Annotated in this window: 28 protein-coding genes and 1 pseudogene; 4 read left to right on the top strand and 25 right to left on the bottom strand. The window is 30.5% G+C overall.

Going from position 1 to position 24,698, the window contains the following annotated elements; genetic code table 11:
• Positions 1-492 (top strand): phosphatidylglycerophosphatase A family protein, encoded by a 492-nt coding sequence (locus tag CLCT_RS01210; protein ID WP_012660989.1) that lies wholly within the window; start codon positions 1-3, stop codon positions 490-492.
• Between the two features lie 77 nt (positions 493-569).
• On the opposite strand, the gene CLCT_RS01205 is transcribed toward CLCT_RS01210, so the two are convergent.
• On the bottom strand, positions 570-1,043 hold the full coding sequence (locus CLCT_RS01205) for a hypothetical protein (protein ID WP_149061999.1): 474 nt from the start codon (positions 1,041-1,043) through the stop codon (positions 570-572).
• On the bottom strand, positions 1,043-1,321 hold the full coding sequence (locus CLCT_RS01200) for a hypothetical protein (RefSeq protein WP_149061998.1): 279 nt from the start codon (positions 1,319-1,321) through the stop codon (positions 1,043-1,045). Before CLCT_RS01200 ends, CLCT_RS01205 begins: the two co-directional genes overlap by 1 nt.
• 92 nt (positions 1,322-1,413) lie before the next feature.
• Here CLCT_RS01200 and CLCT_RS01195 point away from each other — a divergent pair, with 92 nt between their 5' ends.
• Positions 1,414-1,665 carry a helix-turn-helix domain-containing protein gene (locus tag CLCT_RS01195; RefSeq protein WP_039640720.1) on the top strand — a complete coding sequence of 84 codons (252 nt, stop codon included), beginning with the start codon at positions 1,414-1,416 and terminating at the stop codon, positions 1,663-1,665.
• 36 nt (positions 1,666-1,701) lie between these two features.
• On the opposite strand, the gene mnmA is transcribed toward CLCT_RS01195, so the two are convergent.
• The 11 genes from mnmA to aroQ are packed head-to-tail and all read right to left on the bottom strand — an operon-like array spanning position 1,702 to position 10,503.
• A complete protein-coding gene (mnmA, locus tag CLCT_RS01190) occupies positions 1,702-2,718 on the bottom strand; it encodes a tRNA 2-thiouridine(34) synthase MnmA (RefSeq protein WP_149061997.1) in 1,017 nt (338 codons plus the stop codon).
• Positions 2,681-3,316, bottom strand: coding sequence for an LOG family protein (locus CLCT_RS01185; RefSeq protein ID WP_149061996.1), 636 nt, complete (start codon positions 3,314-3,316; stop codon positions 2,681-2,683). Before CLCT_RS01185 ends, mnmA begins: the two co-directional genes overlap by 38 nt.
• On the bottom strand, positions 3,313-4,152 hold the full coding sequence (gene fliY / locus CLCT_RS01180) for a flagellar motor switch protein FliY (RefSeq protein WP_149061995.1): 840 nt from the start codon (positions 4,150-4,152) through the stop codon (positions 3,313-3,315). The genes CLCT_RS01185 and fliY overlap by 4 nt, the downstream gene beginning before the upstream one ends.
• Positions 4,142-5,233, bottom strand: coding sequence for a flagellar motor switch protein FliM (gene fliM, locus CLCT_RS01175; RefSeq protein WP_039667962.1), 1,092 nt, complete (start codon positions 5,231-5,233; stop codon positions 4,142-4,144). The genes fliY and fliM overlap by 11 nt, the downstream gene beginning before the upstream one ends.
• On the bottom strand, positions 5,233-5,919 hold the full coding sequence (locus tag CLCT_RS01170) for an RNA polymerase sigma factor FliA (RefSeq protein WP_039627867.1): 687 nt from the start codon (positions 5,917-5,919) through the stop codon (positions 5,233-5,235). Before CLCT_RS01170 ends, fliM begins: the two co-directional genes overlap by 1 nt.
• Complete coding sequence (locus tag CLCT_RS01165) at positions 5,906-6,262, bottom strand: hypothetical protein (protein WP_149061994.1); 357 nt, start codon at positions 6,260-6,262, stop codon at positions 5,906-5,908. Before CLCT_RS01165 ends, CLCT_RS01170 begins: the two co-directional genes overlap by 14 nt.
• A gap of 14 nt (positions 6,263-6,276) precedes the next feature.
• Positions 6,277-7,140: a flagella biosynthesis ATPase FlhG gene (gene flhG / locus CLCT_RS01160; RefSeq protein ID WP_039625269.1), complete on the bottom strand. Its 864-nt coding sequence runs from the start codon at positions 7,138-7,140 to the stop codon at positions 6,277-6,279.
• Positions 7,133-8,515, bottom strand: coding sequence for a flagellar biosynthesis GTPase FlhF (gene flhF, locus CLCT_RS01155; RefSeq protein WP_039667960.1), 1,383 nt, complete (start codon positions 8,513-8,515; stop codon positions 7,133-7,135). The genes flhG and flhF overlap by 8 nt, the downstream gene beginning before the upstream one ends.
• Positions 8,516-8,523: 8 nt before the next feature.
• Positions 8,524-8,997 (bottom strand): 2-amino-4-hydroxy-6-hydroxymethyldihydropteridine diphosphokinase, encoded by a 474-nt coding sequence (folK, locus tag CLCT_RS01150; protein WP_039667959.1) that lies wholly within the window; start codon positions 8,995-8,997, stop codon positions 8,524-8,526.
• Between the two features lies 1 nt (position 8,998).
• On the bottom strand, positions 8,999-10,024 hold the full coding sequence (locus CLCT_RS01145) for an aminopeptidase P family protein (protein WP_149061993.1): 1,026 nt from the start codon (positions 10,022-10,024) through the stop codon (positions 8,999-9,001).
• Positions 10,021-10,503: a type II 3-dehydroquinate dehydratase gene (gene aroQ, locus CLCT_RS01140; protein ID WP_039625266.1), complete on the bottom strand. Its 483-nt coding sequence runs from the start codon at positions 10,501-10,503 to the stop codon at positions 10,021-10,023. The genes CLCT_RS01145 and aroQ overlap by 4 nt, the downstream gene beginning before the upstream one ends.
• A gap of 88 nt (positions 10,504-10,591) precedes the next feature.
• On the opposite strand from aroQ, the gene mqnF reads away from it, so the two are divergent.
• Complete coding sequence (mqnF, locus tag CLCT_RS01135; RefSeq protein ID WP_149061992.1) at positions 10,592-11,815, top strand: aminofutalosine deaminase family hydrolase; 1,224 nt, start codon at positions 10,592-10,594, stop codon at positions 11,813-11,815.
• Entirely contained in the window at positions 11,803-12,696 is an 894-nt protein-coding gene (gene sppA / locus CLCT_RS01130; RefSeq protein ID WP_039667955.1) for a signal peptide peptidase SppA, read from the top strand. The genes mqnF and sppA overlap by 13 nt, the downstream gene beginning before the upstream one ends.
• On the opposite strand, the gene ribD is transcribed toward sppA, so the two are convergent.
• The 12 genes and pseudogenes from ribD to pgp6 all read right to left on the bottom strand — a co-directional run bounded on the left by ribD (position 12,693) and on the right by pgp6 (position 24,659).
• Complete coding sequence (gene ribD, locus CLCT_RS01125; RefSeq protein ID WP_149061991.1) at positions 12,693-13,685, bottom strand: bifunctional diaminohydroxyphosphoribosylaminopyrimidine deaminase/5-amino-6-(5-phosphoribosylamino)uracil reductase RibD; 993 nt, start codon at positions 13,683-13,685, stop codon at positions 12,693-12,695. The genes sppA and ribD overlap by 4 nt on opposite strands.
• Before the next feature lie 8 nt (positions 13,686-13,693).
• On the bottom strand, positions 13,694-15,052 hold the full coding sequence (locus CLCT_RS01120; RefSeq protein ID WP_149061990.1) for an McrC family protein: 1,359 nt from the start codon (positions 15,050-15,052) through the stop codon (positions 13,694-13,696).
• On the bottom strand, positions 15,045-17,006 hold the full coding sequence (locus tag CLCT_RS01115) for an McrB family protein (protein WP_149061989.1): 1,962 nt from the start codon (positions 17,004-17,006) through the stop codon (positions 15,045-15,047). Before CLCT_RS01115 ends, CLCT_RS01120 begins: the two co-directional genes overlap by 8 nt.
• 11 nt (positions 17,007-17,017) lie before the next feature.
• Positions 17,018-17,304 (bottom strand): annotated as a pseudogene (locus CLCT_RS01110) (hypothetical protein).
• A 73-nt stretch (positions 17,305-17,377) separates the two neighbouring features.
• Positions 17,378-17,800 carry a ribosome maturation factor RimP gene (gene rimP / locus CLCT_RS01105; RefSeq protein ID WP_149061988.1) on the bottom strand — a complete coding sequence of 141 codons (423 nt, stop codon included), beginning with the start codon at positions 17,798-17,800 and terminating at the stop codon, positions 17,378-17,380.
• Positions 17,790-18,152, bottom strand: a complete 363-nt coding sequence (gene rbfA / locus CLCT_RS01100; RefSeq protein WP_149061987.1) for a 30S ribosome-binding factor RbfA — start codon at positions 18,150-18,152, stop codon at positions 17,790-17,792. Before rbfA ends, rimP begins: the two co-directional genes overlap by 11 nt.
• Positions 18,149-20,785: a translation initiation factor IF-2 gene (gene infB / locus CLCT_RS01095; protein ID WP_149061986.1), complete on the bottom strand. Its 2,637-nt coding sequence runs from the start codon at positions 20,783-20,785 to the stop codon at positions 18,149-18,151. Before infB ends, rbfA begins: the two co-directional genes overlap by 4 nt.
• Complete coding sequence (locus CLCT_RS01090; RefSeq protein WP_012660968.1) at positions 20,766-21,032, bottom strand: DUF448 domain-containing protein; 267 nt, start codon at positions 21,030-21,032, stop codon at positions 20,766-20,768. The genes infB and CLCT_RS01090 overlap by 20 nt, the downstream gene beginning before the upstream one ends.
• 24 nt (positions 21,033-21,056) lie before the next feature.
• Complete coding sequence (thrB, locus tag CLCT_RS01085; protein WP_039667948.1) at positions 21,057-21,935, bottom strand: homoserine kinase; 879 nt, start codon at positions 21,933-21,935, stop codon at positions 21,057-21,059.
• 8 nt (positions 21,936-21,943) lie between these two features.
• Positions 21,944-22,351 (bottom strand): tRNA threonylcarbamoyladenosine biosynthesis protein TsaB, encoded by a 408-nt coding sequence (locus CLCT_RS01080; protein ID WP_149061985.1) that lies wholly within the window; start codon positions 22,349-22,351, stop codon positions 21,944-21,946.
• A gap of 41 nt (positions 22,352-22,392) precedes the next feature.
• Positions 22,393-23,277 (bottom strand): UDP-3-O-acyl-N-acetylglucosamine deacetylase, encoded by an 885-nt coding sequence (gene lpxC, locus CLCT_RS01075; protein ID WP_039667946.1) that lies wholly within the window; start codon positions 23,275-23,277, stop codon positions 22,393-22,395.
• Positions 23,278-23,279: 2 nt separating this feature from the next.
• Positions 23,280-24,659, bottom strand: a complete 1,380-nt coding sequence (gene pgp6 / locus CLCT_RS01070) for a peptidoglycan metallopeptidase Pgp6 (RefSeq protein WP_149061984.1) — start codon at positions 24,657-24,659, stop codon at positions 23,280-23,282.
• Positions 24,660-24,698: the final 39 nt, after the last annotated feature.

The raw sequence follows: 24,698 nt of genomic DNA, 5'->3' as shown, positions 1-24,698 counted from the left end.
ATGCAAAAATTATTTTTAACTTTTTTTTATTCAGGTAGTGTTAATAAAGCTCCAGGAACTTTTGGCACAATAGCAGCGCTAATCCCTGCTTTTTTTATTTTAAGGTATTTGGGCATAGGAACCTTGATCTTACTTGCAATTTTGCTTTTTTTAATCTCTATAAAAATCATCGATCAATACGAACAAGAAACAGGTAAACATGATGATAAGCATATTGTAATAGATGAAGTTGTTGGGGTGTTTTTAGCTTTGGCAATTTGTGGACAAAGTGTTTTTACTTTTTTGCTTTCTTTTGTTTTATTTAGATTTTTTGATATCACAAAACCTTCTATCATAGGTAAAATCGACAAAAAAACCAAAGGTGGTTTAGGTGTAATGCTAGATGATGTTTTAGCAGGAATTTTCGCAGGATTATTTAGCGCTGTGATTTATGGAATTTTACTTAAATTTGATCTTTTATGGTTTGATATAAGTATTATGGAGATATTTTAAACTAATAAAAAATATAATTGAAATATATCTCTTTTGGCAAAAATTCATGTTAAGAGATATATTTCTTATAAAAAGAATTAAACATTATCTTTAACCTGCAATTTCAATAACAATCTATATATCAAATATATCGCAAGTAAGTAAGCTAATATCCTTGGTAACAAATACACAAAATATTCTAATGCTCCAACAAAAGAAAATTTATCCCAATCAGTTCCAAATCCACCTTCAAGATAATAAGAAGGTCTATAATCATCTCTTCCTATAATCGCTTCCAAGTTGTAACCATCAGGATCATCACCAAAATAAAATATATTAGCTACACTTTGTATAAGATTTATAACACCACAAACAAAAGCACTATCAAACCCCATAGAATAAGTTCCTATGTTTTCATCAGTAGTCATTCTATCCATTATATTATTCATAAGATTATCATAGTCTTGTATAGCTTGCTGATATTCTTCTTGATACCCTTGTTCTTTAGTATTATAATTATTCAAACCAAAAATAACACTTACTAAAATACACAATATTATAATTTTATTCATTAACTAACTCCTAATATTAATTTTTCTTGATAACTAAATTGAACGATAGAATTTTTTATTTCCATTAAGTTTTCTTGTGTTTCTTCTGTAAGAAATTTATAAATATCATCTTTAAAATTTTCCAAACAATTAAATCTAAAATTATTAAACTTATTATCTTCTATATTTATTAGTGTAATACAAATTTCATTATTTTCAAGATATTTTATCTTTACTTCTTTTGTATTGATCGTGTCAAAAATTCTCTTTCTACCATTACTGATAATTTTCTTTACCATATTATTACCTCTTTAATTTATCCTATAGGATATATTTAAAAAAATTATATCTTTGTAAAGTTTAATTTCATATTAATCCTATAGGATAAAAAATGGAAGAGGACTTTAGTAATTCTAGCGAAGAAGAAATTTTAAATTTTTATAAAAAAGTATCATCAAATATAAGAAATTTTAGAGAGAAAAAAGGAATTTCTCAGCTTGAGTTAGCATTAGATATAGGTATAAAATCCGTTGCGTTTTATTCAAATTGCGAATGTAATCGATATGGTAAACATTTTAATTTGGAACACTTATATAAAATTTCTAAAAGTTTAGAAATTCCACTAAAAGATTTATTAGAATAAATACTGCAACGCCAAAAGGGGCGCAACCCTTTAGCGTTAATTTATAAATCCACTAGCAAGCACTAAATCTTTATCGTAAAATACTGCCATTTGTCCGCTAGCAAGCCCGTAAACGGGCTCTTGTAAGATGATTTTTGCGCTTTTATCTTCATTAATCAAAACTTTACATGGGGTCGATCTTGATCTATAGCGTATTTTTACTTCACAATCTAACTCTTTAGCATCGATAAACAAATTAATATTATCAAGATTAAATTCACTTATCTTAAGTTCTTCTTTTTTACCTACTATGATTTCATTTTTTTTAGGATCAATTTTTAATACAAAATGTGGCTCATGAGCCCCGCGTACCTCAAAACCTCTTCTTTTACCTATGGTATAGTGCATATAACCTTCGTGTTTTCCTACTTCCTTGCCGCTACTATCTCTTACAATACCTGGAATTTTAGTATCCATAAACTGATCTAAAACTTGCACATAAGTATTTTCCACAAAACAAATCTCAGAACTTTCCTTTTGCGTTGCAAAAGATTTTAAAACATCGATTGTGGAAGCAAATTTTTTCACATCTTCTTTTTTCATCTCTCCAAGAGGGAAAATCAAATATTTCAAAGCCTCTTTATCTGCATTTGCTAAAAAATAACTTTGATCTTTACTCTCATCAACTGCAGTTTTAATCAAACCATTTTCTAACCTTGCATAATGGCCTGTGGCTAATTTCTCACAACCCAAACTCTTAGCAAATTCTAAAAGCTTACCAAGCTTGATAAAGCGATTGCACAAAGCGCAAGGATTTGGTGTTTTACCTTCTTTATAGGTATTAACAAAAGGCATATAAACTTGATTTTTAAAATCTTCTTGTAAGTCTAAAATATGATATTTGATGTCTAAAAATTTAGCAACTTTTTCAACTTTTTGTATATTTTCTTCATGATAATTAGCTTTTCCATGAAGCTTCATATAACAACCTATGATCTCATGTCCTGCTTGTTTTAACTTATAAGCAGTTACAGTACTATCTACACCCCCACTCATTGCAACAAGAATTTTCATCTTTTTCCTTTATCATTCTTATAATTTCATCTAAATCATCACTTATACTATACTTTAACTCATCATTTTTAGATATAGTTCCAAGTCCTAGTAAAGAAGTTTTGATAAATTCATCAAGAGGTTGCCAAAATTTTTGCCCAACTAAAATAATAGGAACATCCTTTTTAAAACTAAGTTGTTTAAGAGTAAGAATTTCAAAAAATTCATCTAATGTTCCAAAGCCGCCTGGGAAAATCACAAAAGCTAGACTCTTTTGAATAAGAGCCATTTTGCGAATGGCTAAGCTCTTAAAAGTGATATTATACTCTAAAAAGTCATTTGCTTTTTGCTCAAATGGTAAATGTATATTAAATCCAAAAGATTTTAAGTGTGAAGTTTGACTTTGCATAGCCCCATAATTTGCAGCTTGCATAATACCACCACCACCGCCACTGATGATACTATAACCAAGATCTGCCAACTTCTGAGCTAATTTTGAAGCCAAAATACAATACTCGTTATCTTCTTGTAAGCGTGCAGAACCAAAAAAAGTTATGCCTTTTTGGATTTTTTCTAATTCTCTAAGATAAGCAACATCTTCAACAATACATTCTTTCATCTTAGTTGTTCTAATCTTTCTTTTTTAGAGCCTATCTCAGTAATTTGCACTCCAAAGTTTCCATCTACAATAACTACTTCCCCATAAGCGATTTTTTTATCACCTATTAAAATTTCTAAAGGATCGTTTGCTAATTGATCAAGCTCGATAACCGAACCTATATCCATGGTTAAAACATCTTTTAAAAGCATTTTTTTACTACCTATACGCACTCTTATAGGTAAGCGTACATCCATAATCAAACCGATATTTCTTAGCTCTTCTACGTTAGACAAGGCTTTATGATCTTGTGTATGATCTTCATTTATTGCTACGATTTCTTCTAAGTCAGTTTTGGTTAAAATCTTATAAATTTTTTCATCAAAAACCAAAGAAATTTTTTCTTCTAAATCAGCTATTTTTACATTGTATAAATATAGTTTATGAAAACCACCAAGTTCTAAACTATCTGCAACAAATTCACAATTTTCTAAATTAAACTCCATTTTTGGAATTTCTTTTTGCGCGCCTAAAGTTGTAGAAAATGCTGAGATGATATTTTGTATAGCTTCTTTAGCAGCATCCATTTCATCTTCATTAAGCTCACTGTTTTTGGAGATTTCTTCTTCTCCCATCATCCACTCACCAATTGCACTCATTAAAACTGCACTTGCTAGAATTTTGATTTTCATTTCATTATTAACGCTAAAAGTAGCACTAACTAGTGGTGGAGTCATAGAATCTTGAGAATTTACATCATACTCATAATACTCACTAAATTCAGCATTTTTTCCTGTTAAACCTTCTATTGTACTTACACATTCATTGACGAATATGCCTAAAAAATCATTGATCATCGTCTTCCTCTTCTAGTTCTTCATTATCATCATACGAATTTGCTTTTGCTCTTCTTTCATCTTCATATTTTTCAAGCATTTCTTTAATCTCATCTTTATCAGTTTTGATAAGTTCTAAGATTTTAATTGACTTTCTAAATCTATGAAGCCCAACTTGAGCTAAAAATACTTCTTTTTTATCAATAGCTACTATAGCTTTATCATCTGCACTTCTATCAAGCTTTAAAATATCTCCTTGTTTTAAATCCAAAAATTCATTTACATTGATAAAAGTTTTACCAAGCATAGCTTCATAAATTACCTCAGCACGACCGATCAAGGTTTTAAGTTCTTTATTTCTTGATTTTTTAGCCGAAGTTTCACCCATCATAATATCACGATTTGCCAAACGGCTCAAAATACTTTCCAAATGCACAACCGGATAGCAAATATTTACCATGCCACTTGAATTTCCGATGATAATCTCCATTACCACCATGATAACAATTTCATTTTGAGAAACAATTTGCACAACATTTGGGCTTGACTCTTTTGCTTCAACACTTGGATAAATTTCTGTAACATTCATCCAACTTTCTTTAAGCCTTTGCATAATAATACGCAAAATAGAATCAAGTAAATTAAGCTCGATTTCTGTAAGCTCTCTTAAGGTGTCAAAACTTTCCCCTTGACCGCCTAAAAGTCTATCTATCATAGGGAAAGCAATACTTGGATTAATCTCTAAAACGCAGTTTCCATCTAAAGGTTTAATCGAAAAAACGTTAAAACTTGTTGGCGAAGGCAAAGACATCAAAAACTCACCATAAGTCATTTGATCCACTGAGTGTAGTTTAATCTCAACTATACTTCTCATCATAGATGAAATTTGCGAAGCAAGATTTCTTGCTAATTTATCATGAATCCCTTTAATAGAACGGAGTTGTTCTTTAGAAACCCTATTTGGACGCTTAAAATCATATACTACTATATCTCTTTTATCTTCTAGCTCTTCTAATTTCGAAGAAGCTGCACTTTCATCACTATCATCATCAACAACTTCTAAAAGAGCATCAATTTCTTCTTGGGAAAGTATCTCAGCCATTAAACTAGCCTTTCTCGAATCTTCTTAAGCAAACGCTTATGAATTTGTGAAATTCTTGACTCGCTAATCTCTAAAATCTCTGCGATTTCTTTTAAATTTAATTCTTCATAATAATAAAGCTGTATTACAAGCTTTTCTCTTTCTTTAAATTCTTCCAAAACTGCGTTGATTTTTTCTATTAATTCTTCTTTTTCTATTTGTTCTATGATATTGCTATCGTTAAAGCAATTTAGCTGTTCATCCAAAGGCATAACAAGCGATATGGCATGAGCTGCTCTTGCTTCTTTTACCTTTTCTACTTCTAAATTTAATCTTTGTGCTAAATACTCATCATCAGGCTCTTTTTCATTTTCTTGATAAAACTCATCTATAATAGCATCAATATCTTTGATGATTTTTCTATTGCTTCTACTCATTACATCAAGGCTTCTTAGATAATCAAGCATAGCTCCATTTACTCTTTTTCTTGCAAAACCCCAGAAATTATCATTTTGTTCTTTATCGTAACGGCGTGAGAGTTTGATCATTTCCTCTACACCAATACTAATTAAATCATTCACATCAATACTTGCAGGCAAACGTTCTTTAAGTCTAAAAGCCATAGCTCTTAATGCTGGCATATAAGAGATGACTAAGTCATCTTGTTCTTTTTTTAGCGTAGAAGCATAGGCATTATGCGGCTGCATGTTTTACTTTTCTTTTTGAAGAGCTTTCAAGCTTTTTAAGGTCTTCACGCTCTTCTTGAAGTTTTTCAAGCAAGTAATCCATTTTCTTTTCTCTTGCGGCTAATTCTGCTATAAAACTATTGTTTTCATTTTCGTATTTTTCTTTATTAAAGCTTCTACCATTAATTTTATTAACATCTACAAAAATCATAATTACTATATGGATTAACACATAAAATACAAAAGTAATCAAACAAGTATATACGACTATCTCTACTGCATCTTCTATATTAACTATGGTAAACATTAATCCTATAAAAAAACCACAAACAGTAAAAAAAGCAACAAAATTCTCTGGTCTCATCTTTTTCCCTCAATCTAAAAACGATCCAAAAGCTTTTTGAAAAAACTCATAATGCTTTTATCTCCCACATTATTAAGCACTTTTTGTTCCAACCTATACAAAAGCTTAGAAGCTATGGTTTTGAGCTCATCACTTGCATTAGTGTCATCATCACTAAATAAAGTTCTTTTTTTAATACTAGAACTAATATCTTTACTTTGACCTAAAAATCCTAAAAATTCTAAATTTAAATTATGCTTAATGTTAATATCTGCTACTTTTTTAATATTATCAAAAATTCTCAAAGCCTCATTTTCATTCTTAACAACATTAAACACCATTAATAAATTCTCTTTAGTTTTTGAAGTGGTTTTTATAGTAGCATAAGCATCGGTAATCGCGGCAGGATCAGGCACAGTGATGACAATAACCTCATCAGACATTTCTAAGAAATTTCCTATATTACCACCTATACCTGCTCCTGTATCAATGATTAAAAAGTCTAAATCATCTAAAATACTTGTTTGATTTAAAAATCTTTCATAAATGTTTTTATCATTATATTTTAAAATTTCATCGCCACTTTCACCTGGGATAAGCCATAAATTTGGCTTTACTTCTATTAAAATATCTTCTAATGAACACTCACCCTTTAAAACATGCAAAAGGTTTTTTTCTACACGTACATTTAAAATCACATCTAAATTTGCAAGCCCAATATCCGCATCAAAAAGCCCTACTTTATAACCATTTTTAGCTAGGATGTTACCCAAATTTGCACTAAAAGTACTTTTTCCAACCCCACCTTTACCGCTGGTAACTGCGATAAAATGAGTATGTTTTACATTTGAGTTTTCATTTTTTACTAGATCTTTTAATTTTTCCGCTTGATTACTCATTTTCATCCCTTCTAAAACCTTCTAACACACAACGCACTAAAAAGTCACTATTAGCCACTTCTATATCATCAGGTACTTCTTGACCTATGGAAAAAAAGCTCATCGGAGTGCTAGTTTCATAAAGCAAAGAAAATACATTTCCAAATACCTTTGTTTCATCAAATTTTGTAATGATTAAAGTGTCTATATTTAAAAATGAAAAATTATTATAAGTTTCTAATAAATCTTCATATTTTGTATTTGCTGAAAGTACCAAATTTACATCAATTTGCGCATTAGAATGCGATAAAAATTCTTTTGTTTTTTCAAGTTTTGCTTTATCATACTGTGAATTTCCGGTTGTATCTACTAAAATAACCTCACAAGTATTTAAGCTTCTAATCGCATCATCTAAGTCATTTGGCTCTATACTATCAATAATAGGAAGTTTCATCATCTTAGCATATTGAAAAAGTTGTTCTACTGCACCTATTCTATAAGTATCAAGAGTTATAATACCGGTTTTATAGCGTCTATCTCCATAAGCATAGCGAAAAGCAAGTTTAGCTAAAGTAGTAGTTTTACCCACTCCTGTTGGGCCTACTAACATCATGATTTTTTGCTTTTTAATTTCACTTTCTAAACGACATGGAAGCATATTACGCAAAAGTGAGTAAAAATACCTTTGCACTGCTTCTTGATTTGCTTTCATAGTGCTTGGCATATTTTCAATAGTCGCTTTCATAATCGCTTCTAAATGCGCTTCTTGCATGCCACTTGCCTTAGCTTGCTTATAAATACTTGCAAACTCAGGTGGTATAGCTAGTTCTTTGCGTAAATCTGCCTTATCATCCCACATCATATCCACAAGCAAATTCATTTTATCATTAAGCTTATTCATTTGCTTTTCAAAGGCTTCAATTTTTTTATCATAATTTGGATTTGGCATAGAAAAATCTTGATAGTTTGAAACCTTACTAATCTCTGAACTAACTTGAGAAAGTTTATTTTTTAAATTTAAAAAATTATCATCTTTTTTACTTGTATTTAAATAAGGATTAATAGGTTTTTGTTTAGCTTTTGAAGAAAAATCAAGCACTACATCTTCTTCTTTTTTTTCATCTTCAAGTTTTGGAGCTTGAATTTTAGCCTCAGGAAAACTTGCTGTGTTTGGTTTTTTCTTTGGTGGCATAGGTAAATTGTTTTGTTTTAAATGCTCTTCATAATCAGCTTCTTCAATCGCCACTATAACCTCATATAAAGGCTTTTGATTGATAGTTTTTGGGCGAATTTGCTTATTAGTTACTATCAAAGCTTTATCGCCATAATCTTGCTTAACCTTAGGTATAATCTCATCTGTGCTTTCAACTGTAAAAGTATGAATCAATTGTCCCATATTTTTCCTTATCTTAACAAGCCCAAAGGCAAAGTTACGCTAATTCTATCATTTACCCCCACATGAGGCACTGTACAATACTCATCTTTACGCGCTTTTTTTGAAAAATATAACAAATCCAAATCAAGCGTTCTAGGAGCATTTTTAAAAGTTCTTTTTCTTTTGAATTTAAATTCATAAAAAAACAAAACTTTTAAAAGTGCTCTTGCATGCAAATTTGTACTAACAACCATCACTGCATTAGTAAAGTCTTTTTGCTCTTCAAAACCAAAAGCTTTATTAATCAAAAATGGCGATGTTTGTAATACTTGCAAGCGTTTATCTTGCATTAAAAGCCTAAATAAACTCCGAAAGCGTTTTTTTTCATCTTCTATATTACTTCCAAGTCCTATAATGGCTATATATTTTCCTTTTTTATCTGCCTTTGAATAAAAAGGAAAAAAACGAATTTTTTCTAACCTTCTAGCTCCCTTAATCAACAAATTATAACACCACTGCCTTTTCTTTATCAAGATAGACCATATCTTCTATCCTAATGCCTAATTTATCTTTGATATAAATTCCAGGTTCAATAGTAAATACCATACCTTCTTTTAACTCATAATCACTTCTTGGACTAATGTTTGGCAACTCATGTATATCAAGCCCCACTCCATGTCCTAAACTATGAATAAATTCTTTTTCAAAACCTGCGTTTTTAATCACTTCTCTTGCGATAAAATCAAGCTCACTTGCCATCATACCAACGCGTACTTTTTCTATAGCTTGAAGCTGAGCTTGTTTAACCACTTCATAAATTTGCATGATTTCTTTATTTTTAAAATTTGGCTTATTTTTATCAAAGACTATACCACTCTCATCAAAACAAGCTGTTCTTGTGCGATCAGAACAATATCTTTGATAAACCACACCCGCATCAACTAATAACAAATCCCCATACTCTAAACATTTATCACTAGGTAAAGCATGTGCTTTAGCCGCATTTTCATTAATAGCTACAATAGGTGAAAAAGAAAGTCCTAAAGCACCTTTTTTTTGAAAAATTTCACATGCTTTAAAATGCAATTCTTTTTCGCTTTTTCCATGGCCTTCTTGGCTGATAAATTTAGCAAATTCTTCAAAGCATTCTTTACCAAAATTTACAGCCTTTTGCAAAAGTTGTAATTCCTTAGCATTTTTTATAATGCGTTTGTTTTTACTTAAGTCTAATTTTTCTTCAAAAACGATATTTGCACTTTTACTAAGCTCTTTAAATTCAAAATAGCTAAAGTCTTTTGGGTCAAAACACACCCTATTAATTCCCGCTTTTTCTAAAAGCTCTCTAACACTAGCAAAAAGATCTTGTGCTAAAACTACCTTAGCATTTTTTATCATTTCGCTAGCTTCAAAACTATATCTTGCATCAGTGATGAAAAATACTTCGTCTTCAAGTTTTAAAAACAAAGCATTATCGCAAGAATAGCCACACTCATAAAAAAGTGCATTTTCGTTTTTTAAGATAAAATTCATTGATTTGCTTGTTGTGCTTTTGCTTGAGCTGCTTTATATGCATTGATTTGATCAAAAATTTGGAAAAGTCCCATTAAAGCCATATGATAGCCAAAAGGACCAAAACCTACCACACTACCTGCACAAACTGGTGCTATCATACTTTTTTGTCTGAATTCTTCTCTTCTATAAGTATTACTAATATGCACTTCAATCACAGGCATATTAATCGCTGCAATCGCATCGCGGATTGCTATAGAAGTGTGTGCATAAGCAGCTGCATTAATAATCACTCCATCTACACTGCCTAAGCATTCTTGAATTTTATCAACCAACTCACCTTCAAAATTGCTTTGAAAAAACTCAATCTCTACATTAGCTTGTTTTGCAGCTTGTTTCATTTGCTCATGGATATCTTCCATTTTCATATTACCATAAATATGAGTTTCTCTCACACCAAGCATATTGATGTTTGGTCCTTGTATCACCATAACTTTCATAATCTAACCTTTATTTAGTAAAATTTACTATATTATAGCATTTTAAAGCTAAATTTTAGCTACAATTTCCCTTTTTAAAGGAGGTAAAATGTTTATAATAGCACCCAAGATCATCTTAACTTGCGATGATGATTTTAATATTTTAAAAAACAAAGCAGTTCTTTTTGATGATAATATTTTAGAAATTGATAGTTTAGAAAATTTACAAAAATCCTACCCACAAGCTAAGCCTATACCAACTCCAAAAGATGCTTTACTTTTACCTGCTTTTATCAACCCGCACACACATTTAGAATTTAGCGCAAATAATGGAAATTTAGTCTTTGGAGATTTTTTAAAATGGCTTGATAGTGTTTTTAATAACCGCGAGCAATTAAACGAAAAAGCCAAAGAAAAATTAATCTCACAAAATATCCATAAAATGCTAAAAAGTGGCACTGCTACTATAGGAGAAATTTCAAGTTTTGGGAGTGATTTAAACCCTTGTGTCAATTCACAAGCTAGAGTGATATTTTTCAATGAAATTTTAGGTTCAAATGTAAATTTTATCCAAGCTAAAAAAGAGGAATTTTTAACTCGTTATGAAAAAAGCATGCATTTTAAAACTTCCAAATTTATCCCTGCTATTTCAGTGCATGCACCCTACTCAACCCACCCAGAACTTGCCAAATTTGTTATAAAACTTGCTAGAGAAAATGATCATTTACTAAGCACACATTTTCTTGAAAGCAATCATGAAAACAACTGGCTAAGGTTTAAAAAGGGTAGTTTTAAAAAAAGCTTGGCTAAATTTAGCAAAAACCCTATGCCATTTTACACCCCACAAAGCTTTTTAGAGCTTTTTAAAGGCCAAAGGACTTTATTTACACATTGTGTGTATTTTAAAGAATGGAATTTACTAGATAAAAATTTACACTCCATCACGCATTGTGCTTTTTCAAACAGACTTTTGAGTAAAAATACTTTTAAATTAAAATCTGCTTTAAAAAATGGTGTTAATATCCACCTAGGAACCGATGGTTTAAGCTCAAATACTTCTTTAAGCATACTTGATGAAATGAGAGCAAATTTACTTATACATGATGATTTTGAGTTAGAAAATTTTGCTAAAATATTGCTTTTAATGGCGACAAATAAAGCCGCAAAAGCTTTAAATTTAAACCTAGGCCAAATTCAAAAAGGCAAAATCGCTGATTTTAGTCTTTTTGCTTTACCAAATAGTACAAATTTAAAACAACTTCCTTTGCAATTTATCTTACAAAGCAAAGAAGTGTTAAAACTTTTTATAGAAGGGAAAGAATGCAAATTATAAAATCATTTTTTAAAGGAATTGGAAAAATCATTTCTTATATCAACACTTATTTTAAAACCTTTGTGTTTTTATTTATCGTGTTTTTAATCCTTGCTCCAAGCGGGGATAATACCAAACTTTCCAATGCAAACTTAGCTCAAATTAATCTTAAAGGTGAAATTAGCGATGCGAGTAATCTTTTAGAACAAATTTACAAAATCAAAGAGGATAAAGCTATAAAAGGGGTTTTGCTTTTTATAGATAGCCCTGGTGGAGCTTTTGCACCAAGCATGGAAATAGCCTTAGCTATACAAGATCTTAAAGCTAAAAAACCTGTGGTAGTCTATGCAGGTGGGACCATAGCAAGTGGGAGTTACTTAAGTGCGGTGGGAGCTGATATGATCATCGCTAATCCCGCTAGCTTTGTGGGATCTATTGGAGTAATCATGCAAGGCTTTGAAGTAAGTGAGCTTGCACAAAAACTTGGCATAAATGAGCAAACTATCAAAGCAGGAAGCTATAAAGAAGCAGGAACTTTCATGCGTAAATGGAGCAAAGATGAAAAAGACTTTTTGCAAAATTTGGCCAATCAAAGTTATGAGCTTTTCACACAATTTGTCGCTAAAAATCGCAAGCTAGACCTAAACCAAACAGACTCATGGGCTGATGCGAAAGTGTTTTTAGCTAATGAGGCTTTAAAATTAAAACTCATTGATAAAATAGGCAATTACGAACAAGCCAAAAAAGAGTTAGAAAAACTAGCCAAAGTGCAAAACCCTATCTGGCAAAAAGAAGATGCTATAGATAAGTTTTTAAAACGATTAGAAGAGCAAAGCGCTAGCTTTTTTGCTAACACTTTAGCGCAATTTTTCACACAAGTAAGCTCACAAAAAATATACTAAGATTTAATAATCTCATAAAATCCATAAGTATCATTTTCTAAAAAGCCTTTGTATAAAGGCTTTAGCTTTAAATCTAACTTAACATTTTCAAAGGTATTTAAATTCGAACTTGAAAAAATCAAAAGCATATCTAGCTCATCTTTAAAAGCTTTTAAAAAATTCTCCCCACCCTCATACATGATGAGCTTAGCTTCATTAGGAATGCTTGTAAAAATTTCTCTTTTGGGCACACTAAATAAAGGAATTTTTGGATCAAAACTTTCTAAATTTTGACGGCTTAGTATGCATAAATTTGGTGCTTTAGCTTGAGCTAGCCTTGCATCTAAAATAGGCCTATCATGTCTTATAGTTTCTCCACCCACTACTAGCAAATCAAGTTTTGAGCGTAATGCATGAGCATAAGTTCTACTTGCTTTAGAACTTACGATTTTACCATAAGCAGAGCCATTTAAAGAAAGGGCTAGCTTAAAAAATTTAAAGCTTGACTTTTGCCATTTTAAAAAAGGCTTTAAAAGCTCTTTGGCTCTTTGCTCGCAAATTCCCATATGAACTTTTATACCTTGATCTTTTAAAAACTCTGCTCCACCACTTGCGAGCTTATGCTCATCTTTAGTAGCGATAAAAACTTCACTAAAACCAAGTGCGCTAAAAAGCTTTGCACAAGGCGGGGTTTTACCCTGATGATTGCAAGGCTCTAAACTCACATAAGCACTAGCACCTTTTAATAACCCCTGATGATTTTGACAAATAAACTCATGCAAATCGTTTGCATTTTGCGGTAAATCTAAATTTGGATTAAGCACTTTTAAGGCTTTACTCACTGCTTCAAGTTCCGCATGAGCCTTACCTGCTTCTTTGTGTGCTTCTATACTTAAAATTTTACCATTTTTATCTAAGATCACACAGCCTACGGCTGGATTAGGATAGGTTAAAAGCTGATATTTCCAAGCTTCATCTATGGCCAAATTCATATAAAATTCGTGATTCATGTTACTTCCTAAAAAGGTAAAGGTGCGAAAAATACCTTAAACTTTACATGTTCATCGCAAGCTTTTAAAAAACCTTGTGCTAAAAACTTAATATCTTTAGTCTTTAACTTCTCTCTTAAATCAAAAGTTCTCTCACATAGAGGATAAATAAGATAAATTTCCTTTATCTCATATTTATTTGCATAAGCAAACATTTGGTATAAATCGCTTTGTGATATACCATGCTTTTTCTCATCTTCGTTATCATCTGGAATTTTCCATTTGGTATCTAAGATCATTTTATTTTCTATATATAAATCAGGCTTTAACATAAAACATTTTTCATCATTTTTTGAGATTAAATACTTTCCACTACTTTGGGTTTTTATATTTTTACTAGGATTAGCAAGTTTAAACATATAAGCCACATAGTTTTCAAAAAGCTTTTCCATAGGAAAAAGCAAAGCAAAGGCTTCGTTTTTGCCTTTATATGGAGCAAAGCTTTGATTTTGCAAAAATATCTTACACCAAGAAAGTATATTTTCATAATAATCAAAATGTCTTGAAATTTTAAAACTAAAATCTTTTTCATAATTTGTAGAAAATTCTACCTCATCAAGCATTTGCATAGCTTTGATGATTTTAAATTTATTCAAACTTGTTTTGGATTTTAAAAAATTTAATGTTGATTTTATCAAACGATTTGGCGCTATGTCTAAAACAAATTCATCGCTACTTGTGAAAAATCTTTCTTTGTGTATTAAATTTGATTTTATATGCTCATTAAATAGTAATTTTCCTTTTAAAAAAGCTCTATTTTCTTCTCTACTTACATAAGATCTCATCAAACCTTTTTTATACACACTATCAAATTCATCTAAAAACATCGTGATAAATACTTCAAACAAAGGCATTTTAGCAATTTGCAAAGATGAAATTTGAGATTTTTTAAAGGGAGAATTTTTTAAGGTTTTTAGCATGTTGATTAAAAGAATACTAGGATTAACTTTACAATCTTTTTTATAACAATCATCATTTTTAGAGATATTTTCTAGTTCGTAGTATTTTTTTAATTTTTCTTTATCGTATTTTGAATTAGTATCTTCTTTTAATTTTTCTTTATCTTCACTTGATGGTTCATTTTCTTCTAATTTTTCCAAATCCATGCATTTTGGCAAGATTTCTAAAACACCGCTTTTAGTCTGTATAATGCCGACATAATTTTTAGCTTTTAAGGTATTTTTATTTTTAAAGCCTAAAAAAATTTCATTGTTTTTTGCGAAGTCTTCTAGCTCTTTATAAAATCTTTCAGCTCTTTCTTTGAAGTTTTCTTTTAAATCTTCTTTAGAAAAAGCTTGGTATTCGATGATAGAAAAGGTGTTATTCATTTTCGTTTTTTGTTTTATTTGTTATTTTATCATCATAAATTGCTTGATATGTTTTTATATCGTCCCAAATTTCATCATCAAATGGAGCGATAGTATAAATATTTCTCTCACTATCTACATTATATAAATTCTTTATTTTTTGAAGATATATATCATCTTTTTTATCTTCAAAAATCATACCATTTTCATTTAAAACCACATTTATCAAAGCATAATCATTATAAAAATACTCTTGCAAAAGTGGGATGATTTTATTTTGAAAAACATTTTTTAAATTATTCAAATTTTCAACACCTATAAAAAATGCATGTCCTATAATCTTTTCTCTATCTAGCAAATATTCTATACGCGTATTGATCGCTTTTAATAATTCTTGCAAATTAACACCTTTGCAATCTGTAGATAATTTGCTCGTATCAGGCATCATCTCTACAAATTCAAAACGTCTTCTTAACGCTGTATCAAGAGAAGTTATACTTCTATCGGCTGTATTCATAGTGCCTACGATATAAACATTTTTAGGTACGCCAAATTTTTCACCGCTATAAGGCAAAGTAACTTTTAACCCCTCGCTTTCACCTATTCTTTTGCTAGGCTCTATCAAAGTGATAAGTTCACCAAAAATCTTACTTACATTTCCACGATTGATTTCATCGATGATGATTATATAAGGTAAATTTGTTTTTTCATCTTTTTCTTTATAATCTTCTAAACCCTGTAATTTTAGATAATTCAATATAGCTTTAACATATGCTGAATTATATATTTCATCTGTACTGGAGGTTTTATATAGTTTTTCTATATTATCTATATTTACTGGATAATCTCTATAGTTTTTACTCATATCATCAAATTTAATTCTAAATGTTTCTCCTCCTCTATATTGAATAGAATATTTAGTATTTGGCAATTCAAAATATTTTTCTGGATTATTATCATCTTCTTTTGTTTTTTCTTTTAATTTATCTATGTAAAAGTTAAAATTTTTGATACTATCTCTATTATCCAAAGCTTTTTTACAAAGTTCCTTAAAAATTCCATCTTTTATTTCATATTTTAATTCTTGAATATTATCATCATTGTTTAATATGGGTTTGATACCTTCTACAAATTCTTCGTATCCATAGCTTTGATGAAAAGTGGTAAAAACTATTTGCCCATTTTTTACATACTCATCAAATTTTGCTTTTTTCTCGTGTCTACTTGCTAAATTTTCACCTAAAATTTCTAAAGCTTTATCTATAGTATGATAAGTTTTTCCTGTCCCTGGAGGCCCATAAAGAATTTGATTTAAAGGTGGATTTTGATTTTCACTTGGTATTTTTTCATTTTCAAAATATTGTTCTTTGTAAATTCTTTCATTTTCACTTTGCTTAATTGCACTAAGATTTGAACTGCTTAATATATCTTCAAATAATGGTTTAGCATATGAATCATCTTCGTTTTTACTTAAAACACTATATTCTAAAAACCTATTTAAAGAATACGGTCTAACAGTATCGACACTCGTTACAACTTCTATCTTTTGATTTTTTATTTCTACTTTAAATTCTTTCTCACCTCCTCTTGTTTTCAAATACTTAACCATATCTTTTGAAACATAATTTTTATAAGCATTGACATATTTTACAAATTTCAAATAATGAGATTTAATGCAAGCATGCGGACATCCATTACCACTCTTGTCATTAAATTCTTGCAATAATCCATTTTTTAACTCAAATAATAAATTTATTAAAACTTCCATAGAGTTTATTTGAAATATATCAAAATCATCTCTATTGACAATATTTAATCTTTTGCATTCTTTAACTGTATCTTTTGTAGCTTTGATATATTGATTAACAATCTTTAATCTTTTTTCCAAAAATATCCTAAAAATTTTTTCGTTTGAGTTTTCTATTTGTGCTTGTATTTTATTTCCATTTGAAAAGTGAAATTCAACAATATTCATACTATTTCCTTTTAATCTGCAACCGCAAAAAATTTGCAATTTTTATAATATCTATAAAATCTCTCCCCATTTTTGTTCATAGTTCTTAAATAGGTAAAAATAGGTGAAGTCCATTTATAGCCTTGACTTTTTGTATGAAATTCATCTATTAATTTATCATCTTGATAAACATACACACTCATACCACCATTTTTTACAACTGCTTCTTTAAATTCATCGCTATCTTTTGGAAAATGATAATACACATTGCCATTTTGTCTGCTTTACTGATTTTATAATCATATTTATTTTCAAGCATTATACGCCTTTTTTATTTTTGTGTTTAACTTTAATTATACAAAAGATAAGTAAAAATTTAGAATTCTAAATTTTTACCATTGTATGAAGGTTTTAGCTTTTCTTATGTCGCTAAAATTTATAGTAGTTTTTTCTTGAGTTTCTAAATTTTCTAAAGTGATATTTTCATCATCTACGGTGATGATTTTTGCTTCGATTTTTTCTTTTTCATTAGTTGTGATTTTTACAAGTTCGTTAATGCTTTTTGCAAAATGCTCAATTTTGCTAAGTTTTCTTTCAAGACCACAGCTTGATACTTCTAAAAAATACTCCCCATTCACAGGTGGTTCTACATCAAAAATAGGCGATAAAATCTCACTAAGCTTAGCACAATCATCAAGATTTACCCCGCCTTCTTTTTGTACATAAATTCTATAAATCTTTCTACCATTTTCACTCGTTAGCTCATCATCATAAAAACTAAGCCCTGCTTCTTTACAAAGTGCTTCAAGATTCATTTTGTTCCTTTTTGATTTTTTCAAATAAAGCATCCATGTGGTTTTGATACTCTAATCTATCATCAAATTTAAAGTGAAAATTTGGGCATCTATACCATCCTTGCTCGCTCATGCAGTAATTTTGCAAAGCACGAGCAGCTTTTTTGAGTTGATTGAGTATGATTTCTTGCTCTTGGGTATTAAAAAACATTTTATCTAAATACACAAAAGCATCATATCTGCCTTTTTTACACTCTACATCCACTACGCATAAGTTTTTTAAAACTTCGTTGTCTAAATTTGCCAAAGCTTCTGGTATAAGCTCTTTTAAAATGCTTTCTGTGCGTAGCTTTTTGATTTCAGCTGGGTTCATAGGCTTACTTGTTCCTCAACTTCTTTATAACTTTCTATATAATCACCCACTCGCATATCATTACAACCTTCTATGCCTACACCGCATTCATAGCCTTTTGCAACTTCTCTTACATCATCTTTAAAGCGTTTGAGTGAGCTTACATTGCCTTCAAATACCACAACACCATCTCTAATGAGTCTGATTTTCGCGCCACGATTGATCGTGCCTTCTGTTACCATACAACCTGCGATTTGGCCTAGTTTTGGCACATTAATTACTTGACGAATTTCAGCTTGACCAAGTTGCTCTTCAGAGATAATAGGACTCATCATACCACCTAGTAAAGCTTTTACATCATCAAGCAAGTTATAAATAACATTATAAGTTTTTATCTCTACGCCTTTATCTTTAGCACGTTCTTTGATCTCACCGGTTGGGCGTATATTAAAGCCTAAAACGATAGAGTTTTCACTAGCACTTGCAAGCTCTATATCACTTTGAGTAATACCACCTACCCCGCTATGGATAATATTAACCTTAATTTCATCGTTTTTAAGTTTTTCCAAACTAGCTTTAATGGCTTCAAGCGAGCCTTGCACATCTGCTTTTAAGATCACAGGAAGGGCTTTTAAATTGCCTTCTTTGATTTTTGCACCAAGCTCATCTATACTTACTTTGGTTGATTTACTTAGTTCTTTTTGGCGGTTGTATTCATGGCGTTTATTAGCATATTCTCTTGCTTGTTTATCGCTATCTACGGCTATTAAAGTTTCTCCCGCATCAGCTACTTCACTAAGACCTATGATCACCCCACACTCACCTGGGCCTATTTCTTTTAAAGCTTTGCCTTGATCATCACTCATAGCACGCACTTTACCATAAGCTTCCCCTGCTACGACTGTATTACCTACTCTTAAAGTACCATTTTGTACAATGATAGTAGCCATAGGACCTCTACCTTTTTGCACCGAAGATTCTATAATACTTGCTTTAGCATGGGCTTTTGGATTTGCTTTAAGTTCTAAAATATCAGCTTGCAATAATACAATTTCAAGTAAATCCTCTATACCATCACCTTTTTTAGCTGAAACTGGCACAAACTCATGACTTCCACCCCATTCCACTGGCATGATGTCCATTTCTGCTAATTGTGTTTTTACCATGTCAGGATTTGCGTTTTCTTTATCCATTTTATTAATAGCGATGATGATAGGCACATTAGCCGCCTTTGCATGATTAATCGCCTCTTTAGTTTGAGGTTTTACCCCATCATCTGCAGCTACTACGATAATAACAATATCAGTTATACTAGCTCCTCTTGCACGCATAGCGGTAAATGCCTCGTGACCTGGAGTATCGATAAAAGTAATTTTTCTGCCATTTTTTTCTACCATGTAAGCACCAACATGCTGAGTGATCCCGCCTGCTTCACCACTTGCAATGCGTGATTTTCTTATATAATCAAGCAAAGAAGTTTTACCATGATCCACATGCCCCATGATAGTGATAACCGGAGCTCTTTGGCTTAAATTTTCTTCTGTTTGATTTTCATCATAATCTTTTACATAATCAAACTCATCAGCCTCATCAATGATATTAATCTCCACTCCAAATTCAGCTGCAAGAATTTCAATAGCATCCTCGTCTAAAAAGTCATTTTTAGTCGTCATCATACCAAGCATGAAAAGTTTAGAGATAATTTCTCCGGTGTTTTTACCAAGTTTTTCAGCAAATTCATACACACGAATTTCTTTAGGTATACTTACACTTGTGATCGCTTCGCTTTCTTTTTTTTCTACCTTTTTAGGTGGTTTTTTACGACTTCTTCTTTGTATACCACCCTCGCCAAATGGGTTGATAGAGTTATTTAAAGATTGCTTTAAGATATTTGGTTGTTTTTTATTTGCTGGTTGCACTGGTTTGTTTTCTTTTACACTAAAATCAGGTAAAACAACCATATCATCATCTTCTAAAGAAATATCAGCGAAGTCTTTATCCCCTAAAAGATCCATTTTAGTGGTACTTTCTTTTTTGCTTGCTACAGGATGATTTTTCTTTTCTTTTTTCTTTCTTTTTAAATTCTCATCTGAATTTGAAAAAATCATACTAAGGCTTAAACCTTGAGTAGCTTGCGTACTAACCTTTTCTTCTTTGTTTATTTGAGCTTCTTTGCTTTCTTCTTTTTTCTTTTTAACGATAACCAAGCCTCTTCTTTTGGCTAAATTTAAATTAGAACCTAGCTTTTCATCGAGTTTAATTTCTTCTTTTTTTTCTTCTAATACTTCATTTTTTATAGGATCTTCAGGTTGTTTTTCTTCTATTTTTATTTCATCTTTTTTTTCACTTGCTGTTTTAGCAGAGCTTTTGCTTTCTTTTTTAGTTGTGGTTTTTTTCTCTTCTTTTTTGCTTTCTTCTTTTTTAGTTGTGGTTTTTTTTGCCGCACTTTCTTTTTTAGGTTTGGCCACTTTTTTTACCACATCTAATATTTCACCGGATTGAACGTATTGATAAATCGCTTCTGCGATTTCAGAAGATACTTTTTTGTTAGGGGATTTGATATCTTCCAAGCCCATTTCATTGGCTTTTTCTATAATTTCTTTACTTGTATATCCTAACTCTTGAGCGATCTCGCTAATCTTTACATCTGCCATTAAAAAATATCTCCTTTAAATCCTGCTGATTTATATTACCATGAAAATTGCCTTTGCAAGCTCTCATAAAAGCCCTTTGCAATGTTTTTTCATCTTTATCAAAACATGAATTACAAATATATAAACTCCTGCCAAATTCCACTTTAGTGATAATTTGAGAATTTTTTATTTGGAATTGATGCAAACTTTGCTTTTCATAACGGCCTTTGCAAACAATGCACATTCTAATGGGTATATGATTTTTCAAAATTATATCTTTTTTTTGGAATTTTTAGCAAATTTTAAAGCCCTCATCATCAAATTCTAAAAGCTCAACTCTAAATTTAACAAATTTATTTTTGATTTTTTCTTTGATTTTTTTGGCATCATCTTTATAAGCTAGAGTAAAAAAGCTCGAGCCTGATCCTGAAAGCGTACTCATGAGAGCATTATTATCTAAAGCTAGTTTTTGCACTTCAAAAAGCTCGGGCAAAAGTTTCATTCTTTGATTTTGATGAAGTTTATCCAAACTTGCACATTTTAGCATGTCATATTTTTTCTCTAAAAAACAAGCGGTTAAAAACGAAGCATGACAAAGATTAAAAACACTATCTTCTAGGTTGATTTTTTTAGCTAAAACCGCTCTTGATTTTTGAGTATTCATCGCTACATTTGGTATGGTTATAACAGCTTGTAAGTCTTTATCTACTTCTTTTTTTATAGCTAAAACTTTTTCATTATGAGTTAATGCACACACAAAACCCCCAAGTGCTGCTGGAGCTATGTTATCTGGATGGTTTTCATATTTTAAAGCTTCATTTAAAATGGTATTTTTATCCGCTTTAAACCCACTTAATTCATAAGCACAAGCAATGGCTCCAACTATCACAGCAGAAGAACTTCCCATGCCTCTAGCTAAAGGGATATTATTTTGAAAAACAAAGCGAAAATTATCTTTTTTACCACTAAGTCTTTGATAAATTTCATAAAAAATATTGACAAAACTATTGTTTTTTTTAAGATAGATATTATTTTCACCTTCCCCATGTATGCTAATGCTAAAAAATTTAGATTTTTCAACTATGGTTTGATTAAAATATTTTAAACTCAAACCTAAACAATCAAAACCAGGACCTAAATTTGCACTTGTAGCAGGAACTAAAATCTTCATTTTTTACCTTAATTAATCGCATCTAAAACATAAAAAGGTGTATTTTCTTTACTGAAGTTTAAACCTTTTAAACTTTGGGGCATAAAAAAACTTCCCGCTTGTGTCTTTTCTAAAATAATTTCATCATCATCTTTTTTTACAAAACATAAGTGTTTATTTGCAGTTATAGGCATATTGTGATTTAGCTCAAAAGCACCAATAGCTTTTAAGGGTATATTTTTAACTATAGCTAGTGTTTTAAAAGAAACATAAGAAATCTTTATACCCATATAAGAGCCTGGTCCATGCACATATATAAGCTTTTCAAACTCATATTGTGAAAGTAAATCTTGCAGTATTTTTGGCAAAACTTCACTGACTTTTAAATCATTCTCAATGGTTTTTATCAATACATCATTTTCATAAATACCAAGCATTAAAGGTTTTGCTATGGCATTTAAAAGTAAAGTAACCTTTTTTATGCAAAAACCTTTTCATAAACTTTATATGCACTTTTTTCTAAACTTACTACTTCATAAGCACTAGGATCTTTTAAAAGTTCTTTGGTCAAAAGATGATTAAGCTTGTGCGAACCTGCATAAGAAGTATAATCTCCAAAAACTCTACATCCAAGCAAGGTTAAATCTCCAATAGCGTCTAAAATTTTATGGCGTACAAATTCATCTTTAAAACGCAAACCTTCAGGGTTTAAAATACGATTATCATCAATCACAACAGCATTTTCTAAACTTCCACCAAGACCTAAATTCATAGCTCTTAAAGCTTGAACATCCTTTAAAAATCCAAAAGTTCTTGCTCTTGCTATTTGCTCTATGTAGTTTTGTTTACTAAATTCAAAACAATAATTTTGTTTACCTATGATAGGATTATCAAATTCGATTGTATAGTTTATAATAGGCATATCCGTAGGACTTAAACGTACAAATTTATTACCTTCTTTTACTTCTACACTTTTTTTAATCACTAAAATTTTTTTAGCCACATCAAGCTCTTTTATACCTGCTTCTTCAAGCATCATACAAAAGCCTATGCTACTACCATCCATCACAGGAGCTTCATTAGCATCTAAAACTATACGTACATTGTCAATACCATAAGCATTAATTGCACTCATTAAATGTTCTATAGTAGAAACATAACCTCTATGATCGCCTATTACAGTAGCCATTTGCGTATCGATGACATTTTCAGGTCTTGCCTCATAAGAAATTCCTAAATCGCTTCTATAAAACACTATACCACTGCCAGCTTCTAATGGCTCTAATTTTATACTAATAGGCTCACCCTTATGCAAACCTATGCCAACACCTTTAACTTCTTTTGCTATTGTTGTTTGATTCATTTTTATTCACTCAAAATTCTTTTTTTGCTTGATTCTAATACATTATAGATATTTTCTTTTATCCATTTTGCATCTTGCCATTGTTCAGGACGCACTTCAACTCCTTGCACTAAAACACCAAAATGCACATGATCTCCAAGTGCTAAGCCTGTAGTACCTGTAGTACCTATAACATCACCTGCTCGAACTCTATCTCCTACATTTACATCCACATTAGTGCAGTGTCCATAAAGAGTATAAATTCCAAAGCCATGATAAATAATAATATTTAATCCATAAATTCCATTTTCTTGTACGAATACGACTTCACCATCGTTATTACTAATGATAGGTGCTTCTTTTATGCTTGCTAAATCAAGCCCCATATGATAAGAGCTACTAAATGCTTGATTATTATAAGAATAAAATCTATGATCGGCATAATCAGCTACTTTTTGGCCATTTTTTAAAGGTTTGAAAAGATTAACTTTAAAATTATTAATCATAGTATCAGGAACTTTGCTTGTAATATCATGAATGATAACTTCATTAGAAGCTCTTAAGTCCTCATTAACAAATTTAAATTTTTCAAGTCTGCTTAATTCTCTATCTTTTGGAGCATATTTTTGTGCTAAAAATTCGATCTTACCATCTAAAAATCTATCACTTACTTTTATATTTGATACACGGTATTTTTTATTAGTAAAATAATATCTAATTCTTTGTTTGTTTACATTACCTGCTTTATCTACTGCCACTACATAAGCTCTAAAGTGCTCATCAGTTGCCTCCCAAGGAATCAAAGCAGCATAATACCTTTCTTTTACATAAGGAATTGCTTTAAAAATCTTATCTTTATCGGTTGTAATATAAACTTCTTGTAAATTCTCATCACTTGCTTTAAACACCACACTACCTACTCCACCTTGTTCGATTTGATAAGAATTATCTAAAATTTCTACAAGTGGTTTTTTGGTATCAATGATAACTTTCACTTCTTTAAGCGCTTGATTTCCTAAAAAGAAATTCCAAAAACTACTATCACTTGCTTCTATTACAAGTTTATATAAATCAACTTTTTCTTTATAAGCTGGTTTTGGTAATTTTAAATCAAAATGAATGCTTTTTTTATTATCTTTAACATGCTCATTGACAAGCATTTCACCATTTAATTCATTTGCTTTAAACAACGTGACTTTAACATCTTTTAAAGCACTTTCATCGCTTATTTCTATAGATATAGGGTCTGTTAGATTACTATAAATTACATCTGATTTTGTTTGAATCAACGGAGGATTTTTTTCAAACAGCTTTGTATTTAAAACAAACGCTACAAAGGCTAAAAGTATTAAAAAAACTACAAAAATCCATTTTTTATTTGATCTTTTACGTGCAAAAACCATATTTTCACTTTCAATCTATTTTTTTAAAAATATATTATT

The organism is Campylobacter lari subsp. concheus, from assembly GCF_008245025.1.
GTDB classification, from domain to species: Bacteria; Campylobacterota; Campylobacteria; order Campylobacterales; family Campylobacteraceae; genus Campylobacter_D; species Campylobacter_D concheus.
Note: the sequence above shows the minus strand (reverse complement) of the source record. Positions and strands in the feature narration are given on the sequence as shown.

Coding starts and splice junctions, on each gene's coding strand:
- CLCT_RS01210 (WP_012660989.1), top strand. CDS start 1: ATGCAAAAATTATTTTTAACTTTTTTTTATTCAGGTAGTGTTAATAAA.
- CLCT_RS01205 (WP_149061999.1), bottom strand. CDS start 1,043: ATGAATAAAATTATAATATTGTGTATTTTAGTAAGTGTTATTTTTGGT.
- CLCT_RS01200 (WP_149061998.1), bottom strand. CDS start 1,321: ATGGTAAAGAAAATTATCAGTAATGGTAGAAAGAGAATTTTTGACACG.
- CLCT_RS01195 (WP_039640720.1), top strand. CDS start 1,414: ATGGAAGAGGACTTTAGTAATTCTAGCGAAGAAGAAATTTTAAATTTT.
- mnmA (WP_149061997.1), bottom strand. CDS start 2,718: ATGAAAATTCTTGTTGCAATGAGTGGGGGTGTAGATAGTACTGTAACT.
- CLCT_RS01185 (WP_149061996.1), bottom strand. CDS start 3,316: ATGAAAGAATGTATTGTTGAAGATGTTGCTTATCTTAGAGAATTAGAA.
- fliY (WP_149061995.1), bottom strand. CDS start 4,152: ATGATCAATGATTTTTTAGGCATATTCGTCAATGAATGTGTAAGTACA.
- fliM (WP_039667962.1), bottom strand. CDS start 5,233: ATGGCTGAGATACTTTCCCAAGAAGAAATTGATGCTCTTTTAGAAGTT.
- CLCT_RS01170 (WP_039627867.1), bottom strand. CDS start 5,919: ATGCAGCCGCATAATGCCTATGCTTCTACGCTAAAAAAAGAACAAGAT.
- CLCT_RS01165 (WP_149061994.1), bottom strand. CDS start 6,262: ATGAGACCAGAGAATTTTGTTGCTTTTTTTACTGTTTGTGGTTTTTTT.
- flhG (WP_039625269.1), bottom strand. CDS start 7,140: ATGAGTAATCAAGCGGAAAAATTAAAAGATCTAGTAAAAAATGAAAAC.
- flhF (WP_039667960.1), bottom strand. CDS start 8,515: ATGGGACAATTGATTCATACTTTTACAGTTGAAAGCACAGATGAGATT.
- CLCT_RS01145 (WP_149061993.1), bottom strand. CDS start 10,024: ATGAATTTTATCTTAAAAAACGAAAATGCACTTTTTTATGAGTGTGGC.
- aroQ (WP_039625266.1), bottom strand. CDS start 10,503: ATGAAAGTTATGGTGATACAAGGACCAAACATCAATATGCTTGGTGTG.
- mqnF (WP_149061992.1), top strand. CDS start 10,592: ATGTTTATAATAGCACCCAAGATCATCTTAACTTGCGATGATGATTTT.
- sppA (WP_039667955.1), top strand. CDS start 11,803: ATGCAAATTATAAAATCATTTTTTAAAGGAATTGGAAAAATCATTTCT.
- ribD (WP_149061991.1), bottom strand. CDS start 13,685: ATGAATCACGAATTTTATATGAATTTGGCCATAGATGAAGCTTGGAAA.
- CLCT_RS01120 (WP_149061990.1), bottom strand. CDS start 15,052: ATGAATAACACCTTTTCTATCATCGAATACCAAGCTTTTTCTAAAGAA.
- CLCT_RS01115 (WP_149061989.1), bottom strand. CDS start 17,006: ATGAATATTGTTGAATTTCACTTTTCAAATGGAAATAAAATACAAGCA.
- rimP (WP_149061988.1), bottom strand. CDS start 17,800: ATGAATCTTGAAGCACTTTGTAAAGAAGCAGGGCTTAGTTTTTATGAT.
- rbfA (WP_149061987.1), bottom strand. CDS start 18,152: ATGAACCCAGCTGAAATCAAAAAGCTACGCACAGAAAGCATTTTAAAA.
- infB (WP_149061986.1), bottom strand. CDS start 20,785: ATGGCAGATGTAAAGATTAGCGAGATCGCTCAAGAGTTAGGATATACA.
- thrB (WP_039667948.1), bottom strand. CDS start 21,935: ATGAAGATTTTAGTTCCTGCTACAAGTGCAAATTTAGGTCCTGGTTTT.
- CLCT_RS01080 (WP_149061985.1), bottom strand. CDS start 22,351: ATGCTTGGTATTTATGAAAATGATGTATTGATAAAAACCATTGAGAAT.
- lpxC (WP_039667946.1), bottom strand. CDS start 23,277: ATGAATCAAACAACAATAGCAAAAGAAGTTAAAGGTGTTGGCATAGGT.
- pgp6 (WP_149061984.1), bottom strand. CDS start 24,659: ATGGTTTTTGCACGTAAAAGATCAAATAAAAAATGGATTTTTGTAGTT.